This is a genomic window from Blastococcus sp. SYSU D00813, assembly GCF_054050735.1.
In genome coordinates this window covers 94,071-120,624 of record NZ_JBJGZX010000009.1, presented here as the reverse complement: position 1 = coordinate 120,624, position 26,554 = coordinate 94,071, and the positions used below count along the sequence as shown (strand labels likewise).

Sequence of the window (26,554 nt, the reverse complement as noted above, 5' to 3'; positions counted from 1 at the left end):
CCGGCCGGCCCGGTCACGGCAGGGCGCTCAGCACCTTGTCCAGCGTCACCGGGAGGTCGCGGACGCGGATGCCGGTGGCGCGGTGCACCGCGTTGACCACCGCCGCCGCCGTCCCGGTGATGCCGATCTCGCCGATGCCCTTGCTGCCCATGGCGTTGACGTGCGGGTCGTGCTCGTCGAGCCAATGTGCCTGCATGTCGCCGACATCGGCGTTGACGGTCACGTGGTACTCGGCGAGGTCGTGGTTGGCGACCTGACCGATCCGGTCGTCCCAGACGCTGTTCTCGTGCAGGGCCATCGACAGGCCCATGGTCATCCCGCCCAGGAACTGCGACCGCGCCGTCCGCGGGTTGATGATCCGGCCCGCCCCGAAGACGCCGTGCAGCCGCGGCACCCGGATCTCGCCGGTGTCGGCGTGCACCCGCACCTCCGCGAACTGGGCGCCGAAGGCGTAGGCGGCGTGCGCGTCGTCCTGCGCCGCCTGGTCGACGTCCCCGGAGACCTCGTCGCCGTCCGACGGCGACCGGCCGTACTTCGAGCGGAACTCCCGCGCCGCCACGGTCAGCGCCGACCCCCACGTGCTGGTGCCGGAAGAGCCGCCGGCCACCGAGGCGATCGGGTAGCGGGTGTCGCCGATGCGCACGTCGACGTCGTCGAGGTCCACGCCGAGCGCGTCGGCGGCGATCTGCGGCAGCACCGTCCAGGCGCCGGTGCCCAGGTCGGCGGCGCCGATCTCGGCGACGTACCGGCCGTCGGTGAAGCGGATCCGCGCGGTCGACGTCGCCTGGCGCATCGTCGGGTAGACCGACGACGCCACGCCCGTGCCCACGAACCAGGCGCCGTCGCGGTGCCGGGCCGGGGGGCGGTCGGCCCAGCCGAACCGTTGCGCGCCCTCGCGCAGGCACTGCACGAGGTTGCGGCTCGACCACGGCTTGCCGGTCTCCGGGTCGGCCTCGGGCTCGTTGCGGATGCGCAGCTCGACCGGGTCCATGCCCAGCCGCTCGGCCAGCTCGTCCATCGCGACCTCGGGGCCGAACATGCCCGGGCACTCCCCCGGCGCCCGCATCCACGAGGGGACGGGCACGTCGAGGGGGGCCAGCCGGTGCGTCGTCCGCCGGCTCGGCGAGGCGTACATCATCCGGGTGGGGACGCCGGTCTGCTCCGCGTACTCCTTGATCCGCGAGGTCTGCTCGACCACGTCGATCGCGATCGCCTGCAGCCGGCCGGTGCGGTCGGCGGCCAGCTGCAGCCGCTGGATCGTCGGGGTGCGGTAGCCCACGAGGGAGAACATCTGCTGCCGGGTCAGGCCCAGCTTCACCGGCCGGCCGGGCAGCGCGCGAGCGGCCATCGCAGCGAGGAAGACGTGCGCGTGCGGGGTGCCCTTCGAGCCGAACCCGCCGCCGACGTACGGGCAGACGACCCGGACCTGCTCCTGCTCCAGCCCGAACACCTCGCACACCGCGGCCCGGTCGGGGTGGACGCCCTGGGTGGAGTCCCACAGCGTCAACGGGACGTCCGCAGCCGGGTCCCACAGCGCCGTCGTCGCGTGCGGCTCGAGCGGGTTGTTGTGGTACATCGCCGTGGAGTACGTCTCCTCGACGGTCACGTGCGCGGTCGCCATCGCGGCGGCGACGTCGCCCTCGGCGGTGTCGGTCTCATGGCCCGCGTTGACCTTTTCCGGCGCGTACAGCTCGGGGTGGTCCTCCCGCAGGGTGCTGTCGTGCGGCTGCTCGGCGTAGGTCACCCGGACGGCGTCGGCGGCCTGCCGGGCCAGCTCCGAGGTCTCGGCGACGACGAGCGCGACGACCTGCCCGCGGAAGGCCACCTCGTCGCCCTGCAGGACGGCGAACTCCCGGTCGTCGGTGGAGGCCAGCCGCTCGGCGTTCTCGTGCGTCAGGACGGTCAGCACGCCGTCGAGCGCCTCGGCGGCGGACGTGTCGACGCCGGTGACCCGGCCGCGGGCGACCGTCGCCTGCACCGGGTGCACGAACGCCGGGTGCTCGACCGGCGTCTCGATGGCGTAGGTGGCGGTGCCGCGCACCTTGGCCTCGCCGTCGCGGCGGACGGTGTCGCGGCCGATCGCGCGGGGCTCCAGCAGCTCGGTCATGCCCGTGCCTCCGTGGTCAGGTCGCGGACGGTGGCGACGGCGGTGCGCGTCACCAGCGGGATCTTGAAGCCGTTGCCGCCGTCCACCCCGGGCTGGGGCTGGGCGGCGGTGAGCTCGACCTCCAGGGCGTGCCGGACGGCGTCGTCGGTCAGCGGGCTCCCGGCCAGGACCTCCTCCGCGCGGGTCGCCCGCCACGGCGTGTGCGCCACCCCGCCGAGGGCGAGCCGCACCTCCCCACCGGCCACCACGGCGGCGACCGACACCAGCGCGAAGGCGTAGGACGCGCGGTCGCGGACCTTGCGGTAGGCCGAGCGCGCGCCGGCCGGCAGCGGCGGCAGGTCGATGGCCGTGACGAGCTCGCCGTGCTCGAGCACGGTGTCGCGCGAGGGGTCGTCGCCGGGCAGCCGGTGCAGCTCGGCGAACGGGACGGTGCGGGTGCCGGCCGGGCCGAGCACCTGCACCCGCGCGTCGAGCACGGCCAGGGCGACCGCCATGTCGGAGGGGTGGGTGGCGATGCAGGTGGCCGGGTCGCCCGGGTCCGGCAGGGCGGCGGGCACCCCGAGGACGGCGTGGTAGCGGGTGTAGCCGCCGACGGCCGAGCAGCCGCTGCCGGGCTCCCGCTTGTTGCACGGGGTGCTGACGTCGGTGAAGTAGACGCACCGGGTGCGCTGCAGCGGGTTGCCGCCGGCGGTGGCGAGGTTGCGCAGCTGCCCGGTCGCCCCGGCCAGCAGCGCCTGCGCCAGCACCGGGTAGCGCTCGCGGACCCGGCGGTCGGCGGCCAGCTCGCTGTTGGTGACGGCGGCGCCGATCCGCAGGCCGCCGTCGTCGGTGTCGGTCACCTCCCGGGAGGTCAGCCGACGGACGTCGACCACGAGGTCGGGGCGGGCGACGCCGAGCTTGAGGTGGTCGACGAGGTTGGTGCCGCCGGCGAGGAACACCGCGCCCGGCTCGGCGGCCACGGTGCGCACGGCCTCGGCCTCGTCGGCCGGCCGGGCGAAGGCGAAGGGCTTCACGCCGCGCCGCCCGCCTGCTGCACCGCCGGGACGATGTTCGCGTAGGCCCCGCAGCGGCAGAGGTTGCCGCTCATCCGCTCGGCCACCTCGTCGTGCGTGAGCCGCGGCTCGGCGGTGAGGTCCGCGCTCGCGTGGCTGGGCCAGCCGCGCCGCACCTCGTCCAGCAGACCGACGGCCGAGCAGACCTGGCCGGGCGTGCAGTACCCGCACTGGAAGGCGTCGTGGTCGATGAAGGCCTGCTGCACCGGGTGCAAGCCGCCGTCGCCGGCGAGCCCGTCGGCGGTGGTGACCTCCGCTCCGTCGTGGGCGACCGCCAGGGCGAGGCAGCTCAGCGCGCGGTCGCCGTCCAGCAGCACGGTGCACGCCCCGCACTGGCCGTGGTCGCAGCCCTTCTTCGGACTGGTGTTGCCCAGCCGCTCGCGGAGCGCGTCGAGCAGCGTCGTCCGGGTGTCGACGGTCAGGCGCTGCTGCTGCCCGTCGACGGTCAGGGTGATCTCGGCGGAGACGCCGTCCGGAGCCATGGCCGCGCAGGTGCCCCCGCGGCCCGGCGGGTCAAACCCGGTCGCGCGCGTCCGGTCCGCCGGGGTCCTCCGGGCCGTCGAGCAGCACGCCCTCCTCGAAGACGACGGGCGGCTGCGCGGGCGCGCCCTCCTCGGCGGACGCCGCGACGCCGTGCTCGACCGCGACGCCGTGCTCGACCGCGACGCCGTGCTCGACCGCGACCGTCTCGGCCACGACCGGCGGCGGCACCGCAGCAGGCTGCCCCGGAGGCTGCTCCTCCTCGCCGGAGGACCGGCTCGCCGCGACCGCCGCGGCCGCGACCCCGGCCACCGCGGCGGCAGCACCGGCGGCCACGGCCTTCCCGGACACGCCTGCCCTGCCGCTGTCGCCGTGCGAGCCCACGGCCGCGGCGGCGCCGGGCACACCGGCGTCCAGGTGCGGGTTGACCGAACCCCGCCAGCCGCCGCTCGCGCCCTCCCGCTCCACCAGCGCCTTGAACCGCTCGAGGTCCGAGCGCACCTGCTGCTCCACGACGCCGAGCGCGTCGCCGGCCTTCTCCACCAGCCCCTCGGGCTCGTACTCGAGCTCCAGGTGCACGATCGTCGAGTCCGGCCCGGCGGGCTCGAACCAGACGGCGCCGGCGTTGGTCGCCCCGCTGGTGGCGGCCCAGGCGACCTTCCGGTCGGGGACCTGCTCGAGCACCGTGGCGTCCCACTCGCGGCGGACGCCGCCGATCTCCGCGACCCAGTGCAGGTGGGCGTCGTCGAGCTGGCGCACCTCCCGCACACCGCCCATGAACTGCGGGAACTCCTCGAACTGGGTCCACTGGTCGTAGGCGGTGCGCAGCGGGACGTCGACCTGCATCGACTTCTCCACCTTCGTGGTCATGCCGTTCTCCCTGGGGTCGGGGCTGCGGAGCAGGACCGTCCGCACCTACCCCGGTCACGGCTGGCCGACGCCCGCCGCGTGTGGGCACGCCGGGGCGGGTAGCCCCCGGTCATGGCCAACACGACACCGAACACGCCGGACCTGAGCGAGACCGGGCTGCGCGACCTCAAGGTCGACGAGCTCCGCGACCGCGCGAAGGAGGCCGGCATCGAGGGCACGTCGTCGATGAAGAAGGAGGAGCTGGTCTCCGCGCTGTCCGAGCAGGCCCGCGGCGGCGGGTCGGCCGGCGGGTCCGGCTCCGACGGCGGTTCCGGCGGCGGCTCCGGCGGCGCGGGCGAGCCCGGCGACGCCGGGCCGGACGGCGGGCACCTGCGCACCGGCGACCAGACCTCGAAGTCGCTGAAGTACTCGCAGGAGGTCACCTCCCCCGACGATGACCCCGAGCGCCCGGGCCGCAGCCTCGCGACCACGAGCCACGAGGTCATCCGGCAGTGGGCCGAGGAGCGCGGCGGCGAGCCGGCGACCGTGCCGGGCACCGAGCACGGCGACCACCTCGGCGTGCTGCGGCTGGACTTCGGCGGCGACGACGACGACCTGCGCAAGGTCAGCTGGGACGAGTGGTTCGCCACCTTCGACGCCCGCGAGCTGAACTTCATCTACCAGGAGGAGCGCAAGGACGGGAACCAGAGCACCTTCTTCCGCCTGGAGAGCCCGAACCGCGAGGACGGCTGACCGGCCGGGGGGCAGGCTGGCCGGCGTGACCCCGCTGCCCCTGCCCCCGGTCCCGGCCCGCGTCGTCGCCGCCCCGATGGCCGGCGGGCCGTCCACCGCCGCACTGGCCGCGGCCGTCGGGGACGCCGGCGGGCTGGGCTTCCTCGCCGCCGGTTACCGCAGCGCCGACGCCGTGGTCGAGGAGGTGGGCCGGCTGCGCGCGCTCAGCCCGGCGCCCTTCGGCGTCAACGTCTTCAGCCCGACGCCGACCCCGCCGGAGGAGGCCGCCCGGGTCCCCGCCTACGCGGAGCTGCTCGCGCCGCGCGCGGCCGCCCTCGGCGTCCGGCTCGGCGACCCGGTGCACACCGACGACGACCACGACGCGAAGGTCGCCGTCCTCGCCCGGCTGCGACCGGCCGTCGTCTCGTTCGCCTTCGGCGTGCCCCCGGCCCGCTCGGTGGAGGCGCTGCACGCGGCCGGCGTGCCCGTCTGGCTGACCGTCACCTCACCCGAGGACGCCGTCGCCGCGACCGCGGCCGGCGCCGACGCCCTCGTCGTGCAGGGCTGGGAGGCCGGCGGGCACCGCGGCGGCGGCTCCGACGCCGAGCCCGCCGAGCTGGGGCTGCTGCCGCTGCTGGCGATGGTCCGGCGGGTGAGCGACCTGCCGCTCGTCGCCGCCGGCGGGATCGCCGACGGCCGCGGTGTCGCCGCCGTGCTCGCGGCCGGCGCGTCACTCGCCCAGCTGGGGACGGCGTTCCTGCGGTGCCCGGAGGCCGGGACCGCGCCGGTGCACGCCGCCGTGCTCGCCGAGGACCGGCCGACCACGGTGACGCGGGTGTTCACCGGCCGGCGGGCCCGCGCCCTGGTCAACCGGGCGACGGCGGAGCTGCCCGCCGACGCCCCGGCCGCCTACCCGGAGGTGCACGCGCTGACCCAGCCGCTGCGGGCGGCGGCGCGGGCGGCCGGGGACGCCGAGCAGCTGCACCTGTGGGCCGGCCAGGCGCACGCGCTCGCCGAGCCGGTGCCGGCCGGCGAGCTCGTCACGCGGCTGGCGGCCGGGGCGCGGGAGGCCCTGGCCGGCGCCCGGTTCTAGGCGAGCGGGCGCAGCGCCTCGGTCAGCGGGGTCGTCGGCCGGCCGGCCAGCCGGGAGAGGTCGCCGGTGGTCGAGTCGAGGGCGCCCTGCGCGATGGCGGCGTCCATCCCGGCGACGAAGCGCGCCGTCGGCTCGTCCAGCCCGACCCCGGTGAGGACGGCGACGTGCTCGTCGGTGCTCAGCCGCCGGTAGGTGACGTCGCGGCCGAGCACCTCCGCGCAGGCGGCGGCGAGCTCGTCGAAGGTCCAGGCGGTGTCGCCGGAGAGCTCGTAGACGCGGCCCTCGTGCCCGTCGCCGGCCAGGACCGCGGCGGCCGCGGCGGCGTAGTCGGCCCGGGTCGCGCTGGCCACCCGGCCGTCGCCCGCGCTGGCGGAGACGGTGCCGGCGGCCGCGGCCTCCTGCAGGGCCTGCGCGTAGTTCTCGGTGTACCAGCCGTTGCGGAGCAGGACGAACGGGACGCCGCTCGCCCGCACGTCGGCCTCGGTCTGCCGGTGCGTCCCGGCGAGGGCCAGCGGGCTGTCGTCGGCGCGCAGGATGCTGGTGTAGGCCACCAGCGCGACGCCGGCACGGGCCGCGGCGTCGAGCACCGTTCGGTGCTGCTGCACGCGGGCCGCCGGGTCGCTGCCGGAGACCAGCAGCAGCCGGTCGCCGGCGGACAGGACGGCGTCGAGCGTCGCCGCGTCGTCGTAGTCCATCCGCGCCACCCGGACCCCGCGGGCGGCCAGGCCGGTCAGCTCCTCGACCCGGCGGCCGCCGGCGACGACGTCCTCCGCCGGGACGCCGCGCGCCAGCAGCTCCTCGACGACGAGACGGCCCAGGTGCCCGGTGGCCCCGGTGACGACGATCGACATGTGTACCTCCGGCGGAGCAGTGAGGGGCACGGGCGTGCCCCTGCCGGCGGCAACCCGGCCGCCTCGGCAAGTGTTCCAACGTTCAACGACGTCGTGAGCGTCAACTTCGGGTTGACGCTGCACGGGGCGTCAACCTACGGTTGACGGCATGACGCCTCCCGTGCAGATCCCGGTCCGGCTCGACGACCTCATCGACTCCATCCGCAAGGTCCACTCCGACCCCCTGCAGCAGCTCACCGACGCGGTGCTCGTGGCCGACGCCGTCGGTGAGATCGCCGACTCCCTCATCGGCCACTTCGTCGACCAGGCCCGCCGACAGGGCGCCTCCTGGACCGACATCGGCCGCAGCATGGGCGTGACCAAGCAGGCGGCGCAGAAGCGCTTCGTCGGCCGGGCCGACAAGCCGATGGACCCGCAGGAGGGGTTCAGCCGGTTCACCCCCCGCGCCCGCAACGTCGTGGTGGCCGCCCAGGAGGAGGCACGCGCCGCCGGGGCGGTCGAGGTCTCCCCCGCCCACCTGGTGCTCGGCCTGCTCCGCGAGCCCGAGGGCATCGGCGCCCGGGTGGTGGCCGCGCACGCCGGGTCGCTGGACCGGGTCCGGGAGGCGGCCGCCGCCACCCTGCCGCCGGGCTCCGGCGCGCCCGTCCCGGCGCTGATCCCGTTCGACGACAGCTCCAAGGCCGCTCTCGAGGGCACCTTCCGGACCGCGCTGCGGCTCGGTCACGACTACGTCGGGACCGAGCACCTGCTGCTGGCCCTGCTCGAGCAGGAGGCCGGCGCCGGGCTGCTCACCGGCCTCGGCGTCGACGCCGCCCGGGCGGAGGAGGAGATCGCCACCGCGCTGCGGGCCGCCGCCGAGGCCGCCGGTGGAGCGGCCGGCGACTAGGCCCGCCCGGCCGCCCGGGACCGGAAGTCCCCGCGGCCGCTGTCCCGCCGCCAGTCGGCGAACGACTCCCCGGTGAGCTCCTCGAGCAGCGCGATGTCCTCCAGGAGGGGCGCCAGCACCTCCCGGCGGACCTCGACGGGCATCGGCGGCCGGGCCACCGACCCGGCGTGCAGCGCGGCCAGCAACGGCCGGCTCGCCTGCCGCCACACCCGCGGCGGCACGTGCGCGCCGAGGGCCGCGCCGGCGCGGGCCACCCGGGCCAGCGCCCGGTGCCGCGGGTCGTCCCCGACGTGCGGCTTGACGTTCTCCGGCGGCACGGCGTGCGCCAGCCCCGGCTCGGCGCCGAGGAAGACGCTCACCCGGTCCAGGGTCGCGCGCGGGGTGTCGACCAGTTCGCGGTAGCGCAGCAGCAGCACCTGCTCGCGCGGCAGGTGCCCGTAGAGGCTGCTCAGCTGCTCGCCGTAGCGGGACAGGCCGCGGTAGTGCCAGAAGGGAGCCCACCCGTCGGCGACCCGCTGCTCCTCGCGGCGGACCGCGGTCAGGAAGTCGGCCTCGGGCTCCAGGCCGTCGGCGCGCAGGTGCACCCAGTTGCTGTAGGCGCGGTCGACCGGGTCGCGCACGATCGCGACGACCTTGACCCCCGGCACGTCGGCGGCCAGCCGGGCCTGCGCGGCGCGGTCGTAGAGGTAGAAGGGCGTGCTCTCCCCCGCCGGCGTCCCGGCCGGGGCCCCGGCGAACAGCGCCAGGTACTCCGAGCGGCGCCAGATCCACTCCTGGGCGCTGTGCGCGTCCCCGGGGCCGCGCTGGCCGCTGCGCGGCGGGGGCCGGCCGTCGGTCAGGTAGTACTTGGGCTCCTTGACCGGCGACAGGTACAGGCCCGGGTGGGTCGCCAGCGCCGCGTGCAGCGCCGTCGTCCCGGCCTTGGGCGCGCCGGCGATGACGAAGTCGGGCAGCCGGCCGGCCGGTGCGCGCATGGGGTCCCTCCTGGGCTCGGTGGGGTCGGTCGGGTGGCGGGTACCGGTCGGGCGGGGTGTAGACACGCGGCGTGACCGCCAGCCGCACCCGTGTCCCCGCTCCGCGCCCGCCCGAACCGCAGCGCCTGTGGGCCGACGCCGAGGTGGTCGTGGAGCCGGAGGACGCGCGGCCCGGGTCGTGGGCCGGCGGCCCGTCGGCGCAACTGGTCGACGGCACCTGGTGGCTGGCCTATCGGCTGCGCCGGCCGGTCGGGGAGGGCCGCGGCTTCGGCAACGTGCTCGCCCGGTCCGACGACGGCGTGCGCTTCGAGCCGGTGGCCGCCCTCGGCAAGGACCGCTTCGGCGCGGAGTCGCTCGAGCGCCCGGCGCTGGTGCGCACCCCGGAGGGCCGGTGGCGCCTCTACGTCAGCTGCGCGACGCCGGGGACGAAGCACTGGCGGGTCGACCTCCTGGAGGCCGACGACGTCGCGGGCCTGGCCACCGCGCCGGCGCGGACGGTGCTGCCCGGCAGCGACCTCGCGGCGGTCAAGGACCCGGTCGTGCGGTTCGACGGCTCGCAGTGGCACCTGTGGGCGTCGGTGCACCCGCTCGACGACCCCGACGCGACCGACCGGATGACCACGGAGCACGCCACCAGCCCCGACGGGGTCGGGTGGACGTGGCGCGGCACCGCGCTGGCCGGGACGCCGGGCAGCTGGGACGCCCGCGGGGTCCGCTTCACGGCCGTGGTGCTCGACGGCTCGCGGACGTGGGCCGTCTACGACGGCCGGGCGACCGCGGAGGAGAACTGGGAGGAGCGCACGGGGCTGGCCGTGCACGACGGCGAGCTCGGCTTCCGCGCGGCGGACGGCGGGCCGCTGCTCGAGAGCCCGCACCCGCCGGGGGGCCTCCGCTACGCCGACGTGGTCGCCCTGCCCGGTGGCGGCGCCCGGTGGTTCTACGAGGCCACCCGGGCCGACGGCGCGCATGAGCTGCGCACCGTGCTGCTGTCCGGCTGAGGTGCTCGCGCCTGCGGCCACGGGGACCGAGCCTGGCGGCTCACCGTGAACCCCGTCAAATCCGACCGGGTTGGTAGGGATACACCGGCGGCTGCGGTCAGGCCGCGCGGATCGCCGAGACGTCGAACTCGATCTGGATCCGGTCGCTGACCAGGACCCCGCCGGTGTCCAGCGGGGTGTTCCAGGTCAGCCCCCAGTCGCTGCGCTTGATCGCCAGCGCCCCCTCGAACCCGACGCGGGCGTTGCCGAACGGGTCCATCGCCGAGCCGGTCAGCGCGAAGTCGATGCTCACCGGCCGGGTGACGTCGCGGATCGTCAGGTCGCCGGTCACCCGGTAGACGTCGTCGTCGACCTGCTCCACGGCGGTCGAGGTGAAGACGATCGCCGGGAAGGTCTCGACGTCGAGGAAGTCCGGTGAGCGCAGGTGCGCGTCCCGGTCGGGCTGGCCGGTGTCGACGCTCGCGGTGGCGATCCGCAGCGTGACCCGGCTGGCCGCGGGGTCGCGGGTGTCCAGGTGCGCCTCGCCCTCGAACTCCCGGAACGAGCCGCGCACGGTGGTCACCATGGCGTGGCGGGCCCGGATGCCGATGCGGGTGTGCGCGGCGTCGACGAGGTAGTCCCCGGTCACGTCGGTCAGCGCGGTGGTCGCCGCGTCGAAGTCGCTGGGGTCCGCGTCGGAGGCGCGGTGCTTGGCCACGGTCGTCGTCCCTCCCACAGGTGCACCCCATCCTCCCCGACGGGGCCGCGCGCGGCAGGACCGGCCCCCCGTCAGCGGCGCCGGGTCTCCGGGAACAGCAGGTCGACGAAGCGCTGCGCGGTCGGCTGCGGCTCGTGGTTGGCCAGGCCGGGCCGCTCGTTGGCCTCGATGAACACGTGCTCGGGACCGTCGAGGTCGGGGACGAGGAAGTCCAGGCCGGTGACCGGGATCCCGATCGCGCCGGCGGCGCGCACGGCCGCGGCGGCGATTCCCGGGTGCAGCCGGTCGGTGACGTCGGTGATCGTGCCGCCGGTGTGCAGGTTCGCCGTCCGGCGGACCCGGATGCGGGTGCCCGCGGGCGGGACGTCGTCCATCGCCCAGCCGGCCTCGGCCGCCACCGCGGCCGTCGTGGCGTCCAGGGGGATCCGCGACTCGCCGCCGGTGGCCCGTGCGCGCTGCCGGCTGCGCTCCGCCACCAGGGCCGTCAGGTCGGAGACGCCGTCGGCGACGACCTCGGCCGGGCGGCGGACGGCGGCGGCCACCACCTCGCCGTCGATGACGACCACCCGCAGGTCCTCGCCGGGGACGCACTCCTCCACCAGCACGTCCGGGCAGTGCCGCAGCGCCAGGTCGACGGCCGCGCGCAGGCCCGTCCCGTCGCGCACGCCGACGGTGATGCCCTTCCCCTGCTCGCCCCGGGCGGGCTTGACCACCAGCTCGGCGCAGCGGCCGAGCAGGTCCAGCGCCGGCTGCAGGTCGCCCGCGGCCACCTCGACCGCCTCGGGCACCCGCACCCCGGCCGCCGCGACCACCCGCCTGGTCACCCGCTTGTCGTCGCAGCGGCTCATCGCCACCGCCGTGGTGAGCTCCGACAGCGACTCGCGGGTGAGCAGGCTGCGGGCGCCGAGCGTCAGGCGCATCTCCCCGTGCGCGGCGTCGGTGACCTCCACGCGGATCCCGCGGCGCAGCGCCTCGTCGGCCAGGATCCGCGCGTACGGGTTGAGCTCGTCCAGCCCGGGCGGCGCCGGCACGAACAGCGGCGCGTTGACGCCGTTGCGGCGCTTGACCACCAGGACCGGCACCTGCCGGAAGCCGAGCCGGCGGTACAGCGAGATGGCGCGGGCGTTGTCGTGCAGCACCGACAGGTCCAGGTAGCTGCGGCCCCGGGCCAGGTAGCGCTCGGCGAGCACCCGGACCAGCGCCTCGCCAGTACCCGGCGGCGCCTCCCGCGGGTCGGCGGCCAGGCACCAGAGGCTCGTGCCGCCCTCCGGGTCGCCGAACGCGCGCACGTGGTCGACGCCGGTCACCGTGCCGACGACCCGGCCGGTGCGGCGGTCCTCGGCGACCAGGTAGCGGACGGTGCGCCCGGCGTGGTTGCGCCACACCGAGTCGGGGTCGCCGGGGACCAGCCCGGCCAGGTCGGTGACCCGGACCATGGCCTCGACGTCGGCCGGCGAGGCGACGGTGCGGACGAAGACGCCGCCGATGAGGTCCCGGCGGGGCCGGTAGCGGTGCAGGTCCAGCCGGAAGGTCAGCGACGGGTCGAGGAAGAGCTCGTCGGGCGCCGTCCCCACCAGCACCTGCGGGTCGCGCGGGTACATGCACACGTCGCGCCGCCCGTCCCGCTCGGCGCGCAGCGCCTCGACCAGCCGGCCGGGGTCGTCGAAGGTCTGGCCGAACACCAGCCGGCCCCAGCCCAGGTCGAGGCACGCCTCGGGCTGCATGCCGCGCAGCTGGTGCTCCGAGGGGCGCTCCCAGCCGCCGGTGATCGGGGGGACGGCGGACAGCGGCCGCCGGACGTCAGGCCGCGCGACCACGGAGCCCCCTCCCCCCGGTGGCGGGCGGTCGTCGGGAGGGGCGCTGGAGGTCCACGGGATGAGCCGTCCTCGCTCGTGCGTCCGGTCCGCGGCGGTGCGCTCCACCCGTCCGGTCGGGGGCACCTGCCCGGCACACGCCCCGGCGAAACGCCTCCGGTGCGGAATCCGCCCCGCCCGTCACGCCGTGCCACCGGCGCCGACGAGCCGGGCCGGCCCGGCCGGCACCCGCGTGGTGGACGCCCGGAGCAGCTCGAACACCCCCCGCGCGGCCACGGCCCACCGGCGACGACGGCTCCCCGCGCAGCCACGTCGCGGCCGCGACGAGCAGCTGGAGGCCGGCCGACGCCTGGAGGTCGAGGTGCAGCGGTAGCGGCACCGGGTGGTCGGTCACCAGGGTGTCGGCCGGCCCTCTCGCGCCCTACCCCGCGGCCGGCCGACCACATCACGTCCCGCGCCGGTTTGCCGCCGCTCGCGGCGGGCAGGGAGAGCGGGCGCCTCGGGTGAGCAGCCACCCCGGGACGGCGCCCCTCTTCTCCGAGAGACCTCGATGACCTCTGCTCCGCCCCGGGGCACGGCCTCCGCCGTGCCCCTGTCCGACCGCACCCTGACCGACCTCCCGGCCGCCGTCTCGGTGCCCGGCTACGACCGGAGCGCACTCGTCCCGGCGATCGTGCACATCGGCGTCGGCGGCTTCCACCGCGCGCACCAGGCCGTCTACCTCGAGGAACTCGCCCGGCGCGGGGTGGCCGACTGGGGCGTGGTCGGGGTGGGCCTGCACAGCCGCGAGATCGGCGAGGTGCTCGACGCGCAGGACCGCCTCTACACGGTGGTCGAGCGGGCCGAGGACGGCGACCGCGCGACCGTCGTCGGCGTCCTGACCGGCTACCTCTACGCCCCGGACGACCCGGAGGCGGTGCTCACGGCCCTGACCGACGAGCGCACCCGCCTGGTGAGCCTGACCATCACCGGCACCGGGTACCGCATCGACGCCCACACCGGGGAGTTCGACGCCGACGACGAGCACGTCGCCGGTGACCTCGAGGACCCGGGCACCCCGTCGACGGTGTTCGGCTACCTGGTGGAGGCGCTGCACCGGCGGCGGTCGGCGGGGCTGCCGCCCTTCACCGTGATGAGCTGCGACAACATGCAGTCGAACGGGCGCGCGGCGCGCACCTCGGTGGTCTCGTTCGCCCACCTCCGCGACGAGAAGGACGGCGGTGACCTCGCCGGCTGGATCGACGCGAACGTCGCCTTCCCCAGCAGCATGGTCGACCGCATCACCCCGAACACCAGCCCCGAGGACCGGGACGCGGTCGCCGAGGCCCTGGGCGTCGACGACCGCTGGCCGGTGATCACCGAGCCGTTCCGGCAGTGGGTGGTCGAGGACGAGTTCTGCAACGGCCGTCCGCCGCTGGAGGACGTCGGCGTCCGGTTCGTCCCCGACGTCTCCCCCTACGAGACGATCAAGACCCGGCTGCTCAACGCCGGGCACAGCTCGATCGCCTACCTCGGGTACCTGGCCGGCCACCGGACGACCGCCGACGTCATGGCCGACCCGGTCCTGCGGGAGTTCCTCACCCGGCTCATGGCCGAGGAGATCGCGCCGTCCCTGCCCGACGTCCCGGACCTGGACCTCGCGGGGTACCAGGCCACCCTGCTCGACCGGCTGGCCAACCCGCGGATGGCCGACCAGCTCGCCCGACTGGCCCGGCGGGGCTCGACGAAGATCCCCAACTACGTGCTGCCGTCGGTGCGCGCGGCCCTCGACGCCGGGCGGCCGCACCACCTGCTGTGCGTGGCCGTGGCCGGCTGGCTGCGCTTCCTGCGCGGGCAGGACTACGCCGGGGACGAGGTCCCGGTCGCGGGGCCGCGCATGGACCTGGTGCCGGTCGCGCAGGAGGCCGGCAGCGACGCCTCGCCCCTGCTGTCGGAGCAGGCCGTCTTCGACTCCATCGGGCGCGACCCCCGCTTCGCCGACTGCGTGCAGGACGCCCTGTCCGCCCTCGAGGACGAGGGCCCGTGCGAGGTCGTGCAGCGGTTCCTGGCGGTCCGCGACGGCGCGGCCGCGGGCGGGGGGCGGGCCGGGTGACCGGGCGCTCCCTCCCGCTGGACCCCGCCGCCGTCACCACGCTGCTCGTGGACGCCGACGGCACCCTCTTCCCCTCCGAGGAGCCGGCCTACGCCGCCTCGGCCGACGTCACCAACCGGTTCCTCGCCGGGCTGGGCGCGCAGCGGGCGTTCGCCCCGGAGGAGCTGCAGCGGAAGACCAACGGGAAGAACTTCCGGGCGGCGGCCGCGGAGCTCGCCGCCGGGTACGGCCGCGAGCTGACCCGTGCGGACCTCGAGCGCTGGGTCGCCGAGGAGAAGGACGTCGTGACCGCGCACCTGCGGGCCGTCCTGCGCCCGGACCCGGCGGTGCGGGAGCCGCTGGAGCGCCTGGCCGGCCGGTTCTCGCTCGCGGCGGTCACCTCCAGCGCGTCGTCCCGGCTCGGGGCGTGCCTGGAGGTGACCGGCCTGGCGCCGCTCTTCCCGGCCGGCCGGCGGTTCAGCGCGGAGGACTCGCTGGCCGAGCCCACGAGCAAGCCCGACCCGGCGGTGTACGTGCACGCCGGCGGCGAGGTGGGGGTGACCCCGGACGAGGCGGTCGCGGTGGAGGACTCGGTCAACGGCGCCCTGTCCGCGGTCGCCGCCGGCTACCCCACGGTGGGCATCCTGCAGTTCGTGCCGGCGGCCGACCGGGACGACCGAGCGGCCGCGCTGCGCGAGGCCGGGGTGGCGGCCGTCGTCGGGTCGTGGGCCGAGCTGGAGGAGCTGCTGGGCTGAGCTCCGCGCCTCAGCCGGTCAGCGGCCGCCGCGCCCGCCGCCGGCCGAAGGCCTGGCGGACCCGCTGCCGGCGGTTGGGCGTGCGCTCGGCGTCCAGCAGCCGGGTGTCGGCGAGCAGCTGCTCGACCGGTCCGAGGTCGGGCGGGGTGAACGGCACCAGGGAACGGCCGGTGGGACGGCGCAGCTCCTCGACGGCACCCAGCAGCGACCCCCCGTTCCGCTCGACGGCGGCCGTCACCTCGGCGGGCTCGACCCCCAGGTGCTCGGCCAGCAGCCGGTCCCGCAGCGCCACGACGGCGGCGGCCACCGGCGCCTGGTCCCCCTGCTGCGCGGCGACCTCGATGCTGAGGTCGCACTCGGTGTCCAGCCCCATCGACCGGTTGTTCAGGTTCGCCGAGCCGATGCGCAGCAGCCGGTCGTCGACGACCAGCACCTTCGCGTGCACGTAGACCGACCGCCGTCCCTCGGTGACGGGCACGTACAGGCGGAAGCGGCCGTGCCGGTCGGCCCGGCGCACCATCTCCAGCAGGGCGGCCCGGGCCGAGCCCATGGCCTTCTCCTCCAGCCACCCCCACGCCTCGTGCGGGTTGAGGACGACGAACTCCGGCCCGTCCTCCTCCTGCAGCCGCTCCGCGATCGCCTCGGCGATCCGGCGGTTGGCGAAGTACTGCGTCTCGATGTACACGGTCCGCCGCGCCGCGGCGATCGCGGCCAGCCACAGCAGCTCGATCTCGTGCACCAGCGGGGTCCCGCCGTGCTCGGGACGGGTCCGCGAGATCGCGACGTCGACGTCGGTGAGGAACGGCTCGACGCCCTCGGGCCAGCAGGCCTCGACGTCGGTGACCGGCTCCAGCCGTTCACCGGTGGCGCTCTCCCAGCGCTCGCGCGCGAGGTCGCCGACGGCGCGCGCCGCCGGGCCGGTCACCAGGCTGGTCACGTCGTGCCACGGCATGGTGGGGCGGTGGGTCCGGGGCCGCACCCGGAACGGGTGGCGGTCGCGGTGCTCGGGGGTGTCCCAGCGGTCGGCGGTGACGTCGATGCCGCCGGCGAAGGCCAGGCAGTCGTCGACGACCACGATCTTCTGGTGGTGGGCGCCGCCGACGGGGTGGTGGGTGTCCACGGCGAACGTCAGCCGATCGGGCGTGCGCCGGTTCAGCAGCACGATCGGCGCCAGCCCGCGGGCCAGCGCGTACGCCATGCCCAGGTCCCACTGGAGCACGCCCACCTCCAGCTCCGGGTTCGCCCGGACGGCGGCCTCGAGCACCCGGCCCAGCCGGTCGTCGCGGGACCGGCCGCCGGCGCGGGGGTCCAGCCGGATCCGGGGGTCGAAGTCCCAGCCGATGAACAGCACACGGCGCCGGGCGTTGCGCACCGCCTTCTTCAGGGTGGCGAAGTAGTCGGCGGCGTCGACGAAGACGGCGTGCCGGTCGGCCCGCTCGATCCGCCAGCAGGTCTCGCCGGGGACGAGCAGCCGGCCGCCGGTGCGCGGCGGCACCTCGGCCGGGGGGCGCGGACCGGGCACGCGCAGGCCGGGCGAGGTCGTCGTACCGCCGTCGGAGGACACCCGGGGCATCCTGCCCTGCCCGTGGCGGGGACGTGCACTCCCGCGCCCGGGACCACCCGGTCGGCCGACCCGGGGGTCGCCGTCAGCCCCGGCCGGCGCCCCGGCGGGGCGGGTCGACCAGGCCCGCGACGGTCGCCCGGGCGCCCCGCTCGCGCAGCGAGGCCAGCGCCGAGCGGTAGGCCGCCGCGAAGCGCGCGTCGGCGGCGAGGTCGCCGAAGACGTCGGGGTCGTCGAGGAAGGCCAGCGGCTCGGCGGCCTGCCGGTCGGCCCGGGCCCCCAGCTCGCCGGCCCGCGGGTCGACCAGCGCCAGCGGCAGGCCGGCGTCGTCGTCCCCCTCCGCCGTCCGCGCCCAGCCGGCGAGCACGGCGGCCGAGCGGCGGACCTCCCCGCCGCTCGCCAGGTTGGCCCGGATCACCGGGAGCAGGAACTGCGGGACCCGGTCGGAGGCGTTCTCCCGGATCCGGTCGAGGGTGTCGCGGACCTGCGGGTTGGCGAAGCGGCCGACCAGGTCGGCCTTGTACCGGCGCAGGTCGATGCCCGGCACCGGGGCGAGCGTCGGCGTGGCCTCCTCGTCGAGGTAGCCGCGGAGGAACTCGCGGAACAGCGGGTCCTGGCAGGCCTCGTGCACGTACGTCAGGCCGGCCAGCCGGCCCAGGTGGGCCAGCACCTGGTGGCCGGCGTTGAGCAGCCGCAGCTTCATCAGCTCGTAGGGCGCGACGTCGGCGACCAGCTGGACGCCGACGTCCTCCAGCGGCGGCCGGCCGCCGGGGAAGGAGTCCTCCAGGACCCACTGGGTCCACGGCTCGCAGACGACCGGCCAGGCGTCCTCCACGCCGAAGCGGTGGGCGAGCTCGGCGCGGTCGTCGTCGGTGGTGACCGGGGTGATCCGGTCGACCATGGAGTTCGGGAAGGGCACCTCGGCGGCCACCCACTCCCCCAGGTCCGGGTCGCGCAGCGCGGCGAACGCGGCGAAGCTGCGGCGGGCCAGGTCGCCGTTGTGCGGGATGTTGTCGCACGAGACGACGGCGAAGGGCGGCAGGCCCCGGGCCCGCCGCCGGGCCAGGGCCTCGGTGACCAGCCCGAAGGACGTGCGGGGTCGTGCGCCCGGCGCCAGGTCCGCCCGGACGGCGGGCGCGTCGGCGTCGAACTCGCCGGTGACCGCCGAGGTGTTGTAGCCGCCCTCGGTGACCGTGAGCGAGACGATGCGCGTCTGTCCGGCCGCCATCCGCTCGACCACCGCCTCCGGGTCGTCGGGGGCGAACAGGTACTCGACGACCGAGCCGACCACGCGCGCGTCCAGGAAGCCGTCGGGGTGCTTGACCACGAGCGTGTAGAGGCAGTCCTGCGCCGCCATCACCTCGGCCATCCGCCGGTCGCCGGGCAGCACGCCGACCCCGCAGATGCCCCAGCCCTCGCCCTCGCCGGACTCGAGGAGCCGGTCGACGTAGAGCGCCTGGTGGGAGCGGTGGAAGCCGCCGACGCCGAGGTGCACGATGCCCGGCCGGATCGCCGAGCGGTCGTAGCGCGGCGTCCAGACCGAGGGGCCCAGCGAGGTCAGGGTGGAGGCGCTCAGCCGCGTCATGGGCGGGCCCCTACCCGCGCCGGCCCTCCCCGCACTCAGCCCGCCGGCTGCAGCACGAAGTCGTACCTGGCCTCCAGCCACGGCACCGCGCTGGTGCCGCCGTCGGGCGTCGGGCCGGGCTCGCGCTCCTCGAACCGCACGACCAGCTCCTGCTTGGTGCCGAAGACGACGTCGCTGTCGAGGTACTCCGCCCCCTCCTGGAACAGGTGGGTGACCAGCGGCTCGTAGCCGGGGACGGCGAGCAGGAAGTGCACGTGCGCCGGCCGGAAGTGGCTGATGTCGGTGCCCGAGACGAGCTCGCCGACCGGCCCGTCCATCGGGATGGTGTAGCCCTTGGGGGCGATGGTCCGCACGCAGTAGGTGCCGTCGTCGCGGCTGCGGTAGATGCCGCGCAGCCGGGCCTCGTCGACCTCCGCGTGCTGCGACTCGTACAGCCCCTCGGCGTCGGCCTGCCACACGTCGAGCTCGGCGTCGGGCACCGGCTCCCCGGCCAGGTCGCGCACCGTGCCGTGCAGGTACAGCGGCACGCCGTCGAGCCCGTCGGACATGTCCCCGCCGAACCCGAGCTCCGGGGAGCCCTCGATGTGGAAGGGGCCGAGCACCGTCGCCGGCGTCGCCTGCGGGTCCAGCCGGTGGTTCATCTGGACGACGAGCATCGACAGGCCGAGCACGTCGGAGGCGAGGATGAACTCCTCCCGCTTCTCGCTGCTGATCCGCCCGGTGCGGTTGAGCCACTGGATGGCGGCCATCCACTCCGCCTCGGTCAGCCGCACCTCGCGGGCGAAGGCGTGCAGGTGCCGGACCAGCGCGGTGAGCAGCTCGGCCGTCCGCGGGTCGTGCGCGGTCTGCCACCGCTGCACGGCGAGGTCGGTGATGTTCTCCTCGGTGACGAGCTCCATCGCTCCTCCAGTCGGGTCGGGTCGGGTCAGGGGGTGAGGACCAGGCGCCGGCTCGCGCGTCCGCCGGCCTGGCGCTCCCAGGCGCCGGCGACGTCGGCCATCGGCACCTGCTCGGAGTCGACGGCCAGGTCGCCGGCGGCCGCGTGCGCGAAGACGGCGCCCAGGGCCTCGCGGCGCTGCTCGGGCGTCAGGCTGACGTTCGTGTAGCCGAGGACCTCCGCCGACCGGCTGCGCAGCACGGCGGAGGAGAACTCGGCGGTGTCGCCGGACGCGCCACCGAGGTTGACCAGCCGCCCGCCCGGGGCCAGCAGCCGGGCCGCGGCGGTCGCGGCGGTGCCGCAGACCGGGTCGACCACGACGTCGACGTCCCCCTCCAGCGCCTCCCGCAGCGCGGCGGTCAGCGCGGCGGCGTCGGCGGCGAGGTCCCCGGCCAGCGGGACGACGGCGTCGGCGCCGGCCCGCCGCGCCCGCTCCTGCGCCTCGTCCGAGCGGCAGACGGCGACGACCCGTGAGGCGCCGAGCACCCGCGCGGCGCCCACCGCGGCCTGGCCGACGGCACCGCCGGCGCCGAGCACGAGCACCCGCTCGCCGGCCCGGAACCGGCCGCGGGCGGTGAGCGCCATCCAGGCGGCCACGGCCGACATTCCCAGCGCGGTGGCCTCGACGTCGGCGACGTCGGCCTCGATCGGCACGACCATGTCGTCGCCGGTGGCGCACAGCTCGGCGAGGCTGCCGTCGCCCGGTGCCCGGCCGGCGGTGGTCTCGAAGAAGACGCGGGTGCCGGGGGCGAACGCCGCCGACCGCTCGACGACGCCGACGCCCTGGGTGCCCGGCACGTACGGGCAGGCCGGCGCCCCGAAGTACGACGTCCCGGAGGCGCACAGCAGGTCCAGCGGGACGATCGCCGCCGCCGCGACGCGGACCAGCGTGCTGCCCGGGCCCGGCTGCGGGTCCGGGTGCCCGGCCCACTGCGGGGTGGACCCGGGCGCGGTCAGGACGGCGGCGCGCACGGCGTCAGTCCCCCGCCGCCGGCCGGGAGCCGGGGAGCGGCCGGGCCGTGTAGGGGTCGGGGGCGACGGAGCGGTTGTTCAGGTCGACGGAGAGGAAGACGTCGTTGGCCACCGGGTGCCGCAGCTCCTCGGCGAGCTGCCCGATCAGCCCGGCGGTCCGGGCGAGCAGCGCGAACCCGCGGAGCAGCTCCAGCGGCAGGCCGAGGTCGGCCAGGGCCGCGCCGCAGACACCGGCGCCGTTGAGCGGGAGGGTGCGCCCGAGCACCTCGGGGTGCACCCGCCCGATCGAGGCGAACAGCGCCAGGTGCGGCCCGGTCAGCCCCTCCTCGGCGGCGATCTCGAACAGCCGCGGGGTGCGCGGGTCGCCGTCCTTGTGCACGTGGTGCCCCAGCCCGGGCACGAACCGGCCGGCCTCCCGCCGGGCGCGCACCGTCTCCCGGGCGAGGGCGTCCCAGCCGGCGTCGTCGGTGGGCAGCTGCGGCGCCGCGGCCAGCACGTCGTGCAGGAACCGGCCGCAGTCCTCGGTCACGCCGAGGAAGCGGGAGCCGCCGCCGAGCAGGCCGGCGGCGAGCGCGCCCTGCACGGAGTCGGGCGCCGACAGGTAGGTCAGCCGGGTCACGATCGCCGTCGGGGTGAAGCCGTGGTCGGCCAGCGCCGCGAGCACCGCCTCGAACACCCGGGTCTCCCCGGCGGAGGGACGGCGCTGCGTGGCCAGCCAGAAGGCCAGCTCGCCGAAGCCGACGGTGCCCATGACGTCGCGGGCGAGGTCGTGCCCGAGCAGCGTGATGGTCTCCCGGGTCGAGGCGCCCAGCGCCGTCGGGTACTCCGGCGTGCTCACGACTCCTCCTGCGGGGTGGCCAGCCACGTCCGGATCTCGTCGCCGTGCTCGTCGACCCGCGGTGGGGGCAGCCGGTAGGAGGCGGCGGTCTCGGAGAACCGGATGGGGTTGCGGATCGAGGGCACGGCGGCGTCGCCCTCCCCCACCGTCACGACCGGGTCGAGGCCGACCTCCGCGGCGAAGGCGACGCCCTGGTCGACGGTGTTGATGGGCCCGCAGGGCACGCCGGCGCCGATGATGTCGCGGAACCACTCCATCTTCGTGCGGGTGCGCAGCCGCTCGACCAGCAGCGGGCGGAGCTCCTCGCGGTTGCTGTTGCGGTCCTCGTTGCGCAGGAACCGCGGGTCGTCGGCCAACTCGGGCAGCCCCAGCACCTCGACCAGCTTGCGGAACTGGCCGTCGTTGCCGGCGGTGATGATGAGGTCGCCGTCGGCGCAGGCCATGGGCTCGTAGGGGAACAGGCTGGGGTGGCTGTTGCCCATCCGGAACGGGACGACGCCGCCGGCCACGAACGCGCTGGTCTGGTTGACCAGCCCCGACATCGCCGACGACAGCAGGTTGACCTCGACGTGCTGCCCGCGGCCGGTGACGTGCCGCTGCTCCAGCGCGGCCAGGACGCCGATCGTGGCGTGCAGGCCGGCCATGACGTCGAACACCGCGACGCCGGCCCGGTAGGGGTCCCCGCCGGGGTCCCCGGTCAGGCTCATCAAGCCGGAGATCGCCTGCACGATGAGGTCGTAGCCGGGCAGCGAGCGCCCGCCGGGGCCGCTGCCGAAGCCGCTGATGGAGGCGTAGACCAGCGCCGGGTTGGTCTCGGAGACGGACGCGTAGTCCAGGCCGAAACGGGCCAGGCCGCCGGGCTTGAAGTTCTCGACCAGGACGTCGGCGCGGCGGGCCAGCTCGCGCGCGGCCTCCGCGTCACCGGGGTCCTTGAGGTCGAGGACGACCGAGCGCTTGTTGCGGTTGACGCCCAGGTAGTAGGTCGCCACGTCGCCCCCGGCCGTCTGCCGGACCGGCGGCGCCCAGGTGCGGGTGTCGTCCCCACCGGGGCCCTCGACCTTCACCACCTCGGCGCCCAGGTCGGCCAGCAGCATCGTGGCGTAGGGCCCGGCGAGGATGCGGGAGAAGTCGGCCACCAGGAGGCCGGACAGCGGCCCGCCGGTCGCGTTCGTCGTCATCGCCGTACGTGTCCCTCCGCCGCCCACTGTCCCCGGCGCCCGCTGTACGGACAGCCGTCCGCCGGAGTCTCCGGCCGCTGTCGCGGAGCTGTCAACCGGACGAGATCGTCCGTCCACCGCCTTGACAGGTGGTCCAGGTCACGGCCAGGGTGGCCGCACCCGGCGTGCGTCCGTACAGCGGACGACCGTCCGACAGTGTCGTCGTCCCCGTCGAGGAGGAGCCCATGACCAGCACCGAGGCCGGCCGGCCGATCGTCCTGCGCGGCGGGACCGTCCTGCCGATGGACGACGCCGGCAGCGTGCTGACGAACACCGACGTCCTGGTCACCGACGGACGCATCGCCGCCATCGGCGCCGGGCTCGACGTCCCCGAGGGCACGCAGGAGGTCGACGCGACCGGCGGTATCGTCATGCCGGGCATGATCGACACCCACCGGCACATGTGGCAGACCGCGATGCGCGGCTACGGCGCCGACTGGACGCTCACCCAGTACTTCGTCTGGTACTACCTCGAGCACGGCAAGAAGTTCCGGCCGCAGGACATCGCCGCCGGCAACCGGCTGGCCGCCATCGAGTCCCTCGACGCCGGCGTGACCACCACCGTCGACTGGTCGCACAACCTGCAGACCGTCGAGCACGCCGAGGCCGCGCTCGACGCGCTCCGCTCGACGCCGGGCCGCTTCGTCTTCGCCTACGGCAACATCCAGGCCGGACCGTGGGAGTGGACGGCCGACCCCGCCGTCCGGTCGTTCCTCGAGCGGCTGCGCGACGAGCGCGACGACATGATGGGCGTGCAGCTGGCCTTCGACGTCACCGGCGACCCGGCGTTCCCGGAGAAGGCGGCGTTCGAGGTGGCCCGCGAGCTCGGGCTGCCGGTGACCACGCACGCCGGCGTGTGGGCGGCCACCAACGACACCGGCATCCAGCAGATGTACGACGGCGGCTTCATGACGCCGGAGACGACGTACGTGCACGCCGCCACCCTCACCGCCGACAGCTACCAGCGCATCGCCGGCACCGGCGGCTCGATCTCCGTGGCCACCGAGAGCGAGTGCAGCGCCGGCCAGGGGCACGCGCCGACCGAGCAGGTCCTGAAGTACGGCATCCCCGTCTCGCTGTCGATGGACACCAGCGTGTGGTGGAGCGGCGACATGTTCTCCGCCATGCGGGCCACCCTCAACGCCGACCGGATGTCCGAGCACATGGACGCCCACCTCAAGGGCGAGACGATCACCCACCTGCGGCTGCGGGCCCGCGACGTGGTCGAGTGGTGCACCCGCGGCGGCGCGCACACCATCGGCCGCGACGGCGACCTCGGCCGGCTGGAGCCGGGGCGGAAGGCCGACGTCGTCCTGGTCAAGAACGACCGCTCGCCGGTCTCCTTCCCGCTGCTGAACCCCTTCGGGCACGTGGCCTTCCAGGCCCAGCGCGCCGACGTGCACACCGTGCTGGTCGGCGGGCGGGTCGTGAAGAGCGAGGGGGAGCTGGTCGGCGTCGACCTGGCCGCCGTCCGGCGCGAGGTCGAGGACACCATCGAGTACCTGCGCGGCGAGTGCGGCGAGGAGGTCTGGCAGGCCGGGATGTTCCCCGAGATGCCCGAGGCCGAGGCCGAGATCCTCGACAACCCGTACCAGTACAGCGACTACAAGGACGAGTCCAAGCGGGCCGGCGGCGAGGACCGCGTGCTGGGCCGATGAGGACGCGGAGGAGGCCCGTCGGCGTCCCGTCGACGGACCTCCTCCGGGGCGGGAGGAGCGAGATGGCGGGACGCGGGGCGGGGCCGGACTTCGTCGAGGCGCTGGCGCGCGGCCTCGACGTGCTCGCCTGCTTCGGGCCCGCCCACCGCGTCATGTCCCTGTCGGAGGTGGCGACGGCGGCGGGGCTGGCCCGGCCCACCGCGCGGCGGCTGCTGCTCACGCTGGAGGAGCTCGGCTACGTCCGGTCGGGCGCCGCCGGGTTCGAGCTGACGCCCCGGGTGCTCGACCTGGGCATGGCCTACGTGGGGTCGCTGGGCCTGTGGGACGTCGCCCGGCCGCACCTGGAGGACCTGGTCGCGCAGACCGGCGAGTCGTCGTCGATGGCACAGCTCGAGGGCTCCGACATCGTCTACGTCGCCCGGGTGTCGGTGCCCAAGCTGATCGCGCTGCGCGTCGAGATCGGCACGCGCTTCCCCGCCGCCCGGACGTCGCAGGGCAAGGTGCTGCTCGCGGCCCTGCCTCCCGCCGAGCTGGACGGCGTCCTCGCCGAGCCGAGCCGGGCCGGGCTGCCCGCCGTCCCCGGCCGGACCGTCGAGCAGCTGCGCGAGGAGCTGACCGGGGTGCGGGCGCGGGGCTGGGCCCTGGCCGACGAGGAGCTCGCGCCCGGCGTCCGCTCGGTGGCGGTGCCGGTGCGCGACGGCGCCGGCGCGGTGCGCGCGGCGATGAACGTGACCGTGCACGCCGCGGAGACCTCGACCGAGCGGCTGCTCGGCGAGCACCTGCCGAGGCTGCTGCGGGCGGCCGGCGAGGTGAGCGCCGACTGGGCGCGCTGGCAGTCCCGCCCGCACGTCGAGCGCCCCCGCCCCGCCTGACCGCCTCGACGTGGCGGGCGTCAGCCGATGCCGCCGGGGCCTCCCATCCCGGCCGAGGGCACGTTGCCGTACGGGACGCCGCTGTGCTTGCCGCAGAGTCGGCAGATCTTGTGGTCCGGCCCGTGGCTGCGCTCGTCGTCCGGCCGTCGCTGGACGTACGAGTGGAACCCCAGCCGGCAACGCAGGGGCTTGCTGCTCATGCACCCATGCTGGCCCGGGGCCCGGCGCGCGCGAAGTGCCCTAGGGCCCCGGCGGCCCGTCCGGTCCGCCGGTCAGGCCAGGGTGGTGAGCGCGGCGGCGAGGCGGGCGCGAGCGCCGGCCAGCGAGGGGCCGTACCAGGTGAGGTCACGCCCCGAGACCAGCGCGGTGGGCAGCCCGGGGAAGGCCTCGGGGCCGTCGTCGGCGGTGAAGCGGTAGGGCTCGTCGGGCAGCAGGACGGCCTCGGCCCGCGCGCAGATCTCGTCCACCGTCACGTGCGGGTACCGGTCCTCGCCCTCGCCGAAGGCGTTGACCAGGCCGAGCCGGGCCAGCACGTCGCCGGCGAAGGTGCGCGGGCCGACCACCATCCACGGATCCCGCCAGATCGGGACGGCGACCCGCAGCCCGGCCACCGGCGCCGGTGCGGCCCACGCCGCCGTCGCCTCGGCCAGCCACCCGGGCTCCCCCACCCCGAGCGCCTCGCCGAACAGCCGGCGCAGCGAGGCCAGCGCCTCGTCCACCGACTCGACCACGGTCACCCACACCGGGATGCCGGCCGCGCGCAGCCGGTCGACGTCGAGCCGCCGGTTCTCCTCCCGGTTGGCGACGACGAGGTCCGGGGCGAGCGCCGCGATCGCCGCCCGGTGGGGGTTCTTCGTGCCGCGGACCCGGGCGACGTCGAGGCCGGCCGGGTGCGTGCACCAGTCGGTGGCGCCGACCAGCCGGTCGGGCACGGTGGCCGCCAGCGCCTCGGTCAGCGACGGGACTAGCGAGACGACCCGCCGCGGCGGCGCGGGCAGCGGCACCGGCGCGCCGAGGTCGTCGAGGAGCACCGCCGTCAGTCGGCGAAGTCGCCGGCGGAGCGGCGCAGCTCGCGGAGGATGTCGATCAGCTCCCGCATCCGGTCGTTGCTCAGCTCGGGCGAGGCGAAGACCTCGTTGATGCGCGCGGTGGCCTCGGCGGCCAGGGCGCGGCCGGCGTCGGTGATCTCGACGAGGACGCCGCGGCCGTCCTCCGGGTGCGGACGGCGGCGCACCAGGCCGGCGGCCTCCAGCCGGCTGGCCGCGTTCGTGACGCTCGCCGGGTGCACCTGCAGCCGGGCGCCGGCCTTCGCCATCGGCAGCGCGCCGGTGCGGGTGAACGACAGCAGCATCAGCAGCTCGTAGCGGGCGAAGGTGAGCTGCAGCGGGCGCAGCACCTCGTCGACGCGCGCCTGCACGATCGCCTGGGCGCGCATCAGCGAGGTGACCGCCTCCATGCCGACCGCCGCGTGCTCCCAGCCGTGCTCGCGCCACTGCCGGGTCGCCGCCGCGACGGGGTCGAAGGGCAGGGACGGCGTGCTCACGGCGGTCATGAT

General features: G+C 76.0%; 25 protein-coding genes. 8 read left to right on the top strand and 17 right to left on the bottom strand.

Translation table 11 applies throughout. The features are described from left to right. Positions 1–13: 13 nt before the first annotated feature. From ACI8AX_RS08835 to ACI8AX_RS08820, 4 genes are read right to left on the bottom strand one after another with little or no spacing between them, the layout of a single operon-like run. Positions 14–2,107 (bottom strand): xanthine dehydrogenase family protein molybdopterin-binding subunit, encoded by a 2,094-nt coding sequence (locus ACI8AX_RS08835; RefSeq protein WP_456549429.1) that lies wholly within the window; start codon positions 2,105–2,107, stop codon positions 14–16. Continuing rightward, entirely contained in the window at positions 2,104–3,120 is a 1,017-nt protein-coding gene (locus ACI8AX_RS08830) for an FAD binding domain-containing protein (protein WP_456549428.1), read from the bottom strand. Before ACI8AX_RS08830 ends, ACI8AX_RS08835 begins: the two co-directional genes overlap by 4 nt. Next, on the bottom strand, positions 3,117–3,641 hold the full coding sequence (locus ACI8AX_RS08825; protein ID WP_456549427.1) for a 2Fe-2S iron-sulfur cluster-binding protein: 525 nt from the start codon (positions 3,639–3,641) through the stop codon (positions 3,117–3,119). The genes ACI8AX_RS08830 and ACI8AX_RS08825 overlap by 4 nt, the downstream gene beginning before the upstream one ends. Before the next feature lie 31 nt (positions 3,642–3,672). Then, entirely contained in the window at positions 3,673–4,509 is an 837-nt protein-coding gene (locus ACI8AX_RS08820; protein WP_456549426.1) for an SRPBCC family protein, read from the bottom strand. Positions 4,510–4,620: 111 nt separating this feature from the next. On the opposite strand from ACI8AX_RS08820, the gene ACI8AX_RS08815 reads away from it, so the two are divergent. Both ACI8AX_RS08815 and ACI8AX_RS08810 read left to right on the top strand, forming a co-directional pair. Beyond that, entirely contained in the window at positions 4,621–5,241 is a 621-nt protein-coding gene (locus ACI8AX_RS08815; RefSeq protein WP_456549425.1) for a Rho termination factor N-terminal domain-containing protein, read from the top strand. Positions 5,242–5,266: 25 nt separating this feature from the next. After that, on the top strand, positions 5,267–6,313 hold the full coding sequence (locus ACI8AX_RS08810) for a nitronate monooxygenase (RefSeq protein ID WP_456549424.1): 1,047 nt from the start codon (positions 5,267–5,269) through the stop codon (positions 6,311–6,313). Here ACI8AX_RS08810 and ACI8AX_RS08805 read toward each other — a convergent pair. Next, complete coding sequence (locus tag ACI8AX_RS08805) at positions 6,310–7,164, bottom strand: SDR family oxidoreductase (RefSeq protein WP_456549423.1); 855 nt, start codon at positions 7,162–7,164, stop codon at positions 6,310–6,312. The genes ACI8AX_RS08810 and ACI8AX_RS08805 overlap by 4 nt on opposite strands. A gap of 148 nt (positions 7,165–7,312) precedes the next feature. Here ACI8AX_RS08805 and ACI8AX_RS08800 point away from each other — a divergent pair, with 148 nt between their 5' ends. Next, a complete protein-coding gene (locus tag ACI8AX_RS08800; protein ID WP_456549422.1) occupies positions 7,313–8,050 on the top strand; it encodes a Clp protease N-terminal domain-containing protein in 738 nt (245 codons plus the stop codon). Here the strand turns inward: ACI8AX_RS08800 and ACI8AX_RS08795 are convergent. Next, positions 8,047–9,024 carry a sulfotransferase family protein gene (locus tag ACI8AX_RS08795; protein WP_456549421.1) on the bottom strand — a complete coding sequence of 326 codons (978 nt, stop codon included), beginning with the start codon at positions 9,022–9,024 and terminating at the stop codon, positions 8,047–8,049. The two genes, ACI8AX_RS08800 and ACI8AX_RS08795, sit on opposite strands and share 4 nt — an antisense overlap. 71 nt (positions 9,025–9,095) lie before the next feature. On the opposite strand from ACI8AX_RS08795, the gene ACI8AX_RS08790 reads away from it, so the two are divergent. Beyond that, a complete protein-coding gene (locus ACI8AX_RS08790; RefSeq protein WP_456549420.1) occupies positions 9,096–10,022 on the top strand; it encodes a hypothetical protein in 927 nt (308 codons plus the stop codon). Between the two features lie 97 nt (positions 10,023–10,119). Here the strand turns inward: ACI8AX_RS08790 and ACI8AX_RS08785 are convergent, their stop codons facing one another. Both ACI8AX_RS08785 and ngg read right to left on the bottom strand, forming a co-directional pair. Continuing rightward, the gene (locus tag ACI8AX_RS08785) at positions 10,120–10,737 is read right to left on the bottom strand and encodes a YceI family protein (protein ID WP_456549419.1); all 618 of its coding nucleotides are present in this window, start codon (positions 10,735–10,737) and stop codon (positions 10,120–10,122) included. Between the two features lie 53 nt (positions 10,738–10,790). After that, positions 10,791–12,536 (bottom strand): N-acetylglutaminylglutamine synthetase, encoded by a 1,746-nt coding sequence (gene ngg, locus ACI8AX_RS08780; protein WP_456549418.1) that lies wholly within the window; start codon positions 12,534–12,536, stop codon positions 10,791–10,793. Positions 12,537–13,119: 583 nt separating this feature from the next. Here ngg and ACI8AX_RS08775 point away from each other — a divergent pair. Together ACI8AX_RS08775 and ACI8AX_RS08770 are read left to right on the top strand one after the other, a co-directional pair. After that, positions 13,120–14,625: a mannitol dehydrogenase family protein gene (locus tag ACI8AX_RS08775; protein ID WP_456549417.1), complete on the top strand. Its 1,506-nt coding sequence runs from the start codon at positions 13,120–13,122 to the stop codon at positions 14,623–14,625. After that, entirely contained in the window at positions 14,622–15,359 is a 738-nt protein-coding gene (locus ACI8AX_RS08770; protein WP_456549416.1) for an HAD family hydrolase, read from the top strand. The genes ACI8AX_RS08775 and ACI8AX_RS08770 overlap by 4 nt, the downstream gene beginning before the upstream one ends. A gap of 10 nt (positions 15,360–15,369) precedes the next feature. Here the strand turns inward: ACI8AX_RS08770 and ACI8AX_RS08765 are convergent, their stop codons facing one another. The 6 genes from ACI8AX_RS08765 to ACI8AX_RS08740 all read right to left on the bottom strand — a co-directional run bounded on the left by ACI8AX_RS08765 (position 15,370) and on the right by ACI8AX_RS08740 (position 22,430). After that, entirely contained in the window at positions 15,370–16,932 is a 1,563-nt protein-coding gene (locus tag ACI8AX_RS08765; RefSeq protein ID WP_456549415.1) for a phospholipase D-like domain-containing protein, read from the bottom strand. A gap of 73 nt (positions 16,933–17,005) precedes the next feature. After that, positions 17,006–18,505, bottom strand: coding sequence for a mannitol dehydrogenase family protein (locus ACI8AX_RS08760; RefSeq protein WP_456549414.1), 1,500 nt, complete (start codon positions 18,503–18,505; stop codon positions 17,006–17,008). A gap of 35 nt (positions 18,506–18,540) precedes the next feature. Continuing rightward, the gene (locus ACI8AX_RS08755; protein ID WP_456549413.1) at positions 18,541–19,404 is read right to left on the bottom strand and encodes a dioxygenase family protein; all 864 of its coding nucleotides are present in this window, start codon (positions 19,402–19,404) and stop codon (positions 18,541–18,543) included. A 26-nt stretch (positions 19,405–19,430) separates the two neighbouring features. Continuing rightward, complete coding sequence (locus ACI8AX_RS08750) at positions 19,431–20,414, bottom strand: quinone oxidoreductase family protein (protein WP_456549412.1); 984 nt, start codon at positions 20,412–20,414, stop codon at positions 19,431–19,433. Positions 20,415–20,418: 4 nt separating this feature from the next. Beyond that, positions 20,419–21,252, bottom strand: a complete 834-nt coding sequence (locus tag ACI8AX_RS08745) for a citryl-CoA lyase (protein ID WP_456549411.1) — start codon at positions 21,250–21,252, stop codon at positions 20,419–20,421. Then, positions 21,249–22,430, bottom strand: coding sequence for a CaiB/BaiF CoA transferase family protein (locus ACI8AX_RS08740; RefSeq protein WP_456549410.1), 1,182 nt, complete (start codon positions 22,428–22,430; stop codon positions 21,249–21,251). Before ACI8AX_RS08740 ends, ACI8AX_RS08745 begins: the two co-directional genes overlap by 4 nt. A 224-nt stretch (positions 22,431–22,654) precedes the next feature. Between ACI8AX_RS08740 and ACI8AX_RS08735 the strand changes: the two genes are divergently transcribed. Together ACI8AX_RS08735 and ACI8AX_RS08730 are read left to right on the top strand one after the other, a co-directional pair. Then, positions 22,655–24,127 (top strand): amidohydrolase family protein, encoded by a 1,473-nt coding sequence (locus ACI8AX_RS08735; RefSeq protein ID WP_456549409.1) that lies wholly within the window; start codon positions 22,655–22,657, stop codon positions 24,125–24,127. Positions 24,128–24,189: 62 nt separating this feature from the next. Next, the gene (locus ACI8AX_RS08730; RefSeq protein WP_456549408.1) at positions 24,190–24,999 is read left to right on the top strand and encodes an IclR family transcriptional regulator domain-containing protein; all 810 of its coding nucleotides are present in this window, start codon (positions 24,190–24,192) and stop codon (positions 24,997–24,999) included. Positions 25,000–25,019: 20 nt separating this feature from the next. On the opposite strand, the gene ACI8AX_RS08725 is transcribed toward ACI8AX_RS08730, so the two are convergent. The 3 genes from ACI8AX_RS08725 to ACI8AX_RS08715 all read right to left on the bottom strand — a co-directional run bounded on the left by ACI8AX_RS08725 (position 25,020) and on the right by ACI8AX_RS08715 (position 26,542). Beyond that, positions 25,020–25,199, bottom strand: a complete 180-nt coding sequence (locus ACI8AX_RS08725) for a hypothetical protein (RefSeq protein ID WP_456549407.1) — start codon at positions 25,197–25,199, stop codon at positions 25,020–25,022. Between the two features lie 72 nt (positions 25,200–25,271). After that, entirely contained in the window at positions 25,272–26,030 is a 759-nt protein-coding gene (locus tag ACI8AX_RS08720; RefSeq protein WP_456549406.1) for a helical backbone metal receptor, read from the bottom strand. Between the two features lie 5 nt (positions 26,031–26,035). Further along, positions 26,036–26,542: a MarR family winged helix-turn-helix transcriptional regulator gene (locus ACI8AX_RS08715; RefSeq protein WP_456549405.1), complete on the bottom strand. Its 507-nt coding sequence runs from the start codon at positions 26,540–26,542 to the stop codon at positions 26,036–26,038. Between the last annotated feature and the right edge of the window lie 12 nt (positions 26,543–26,554).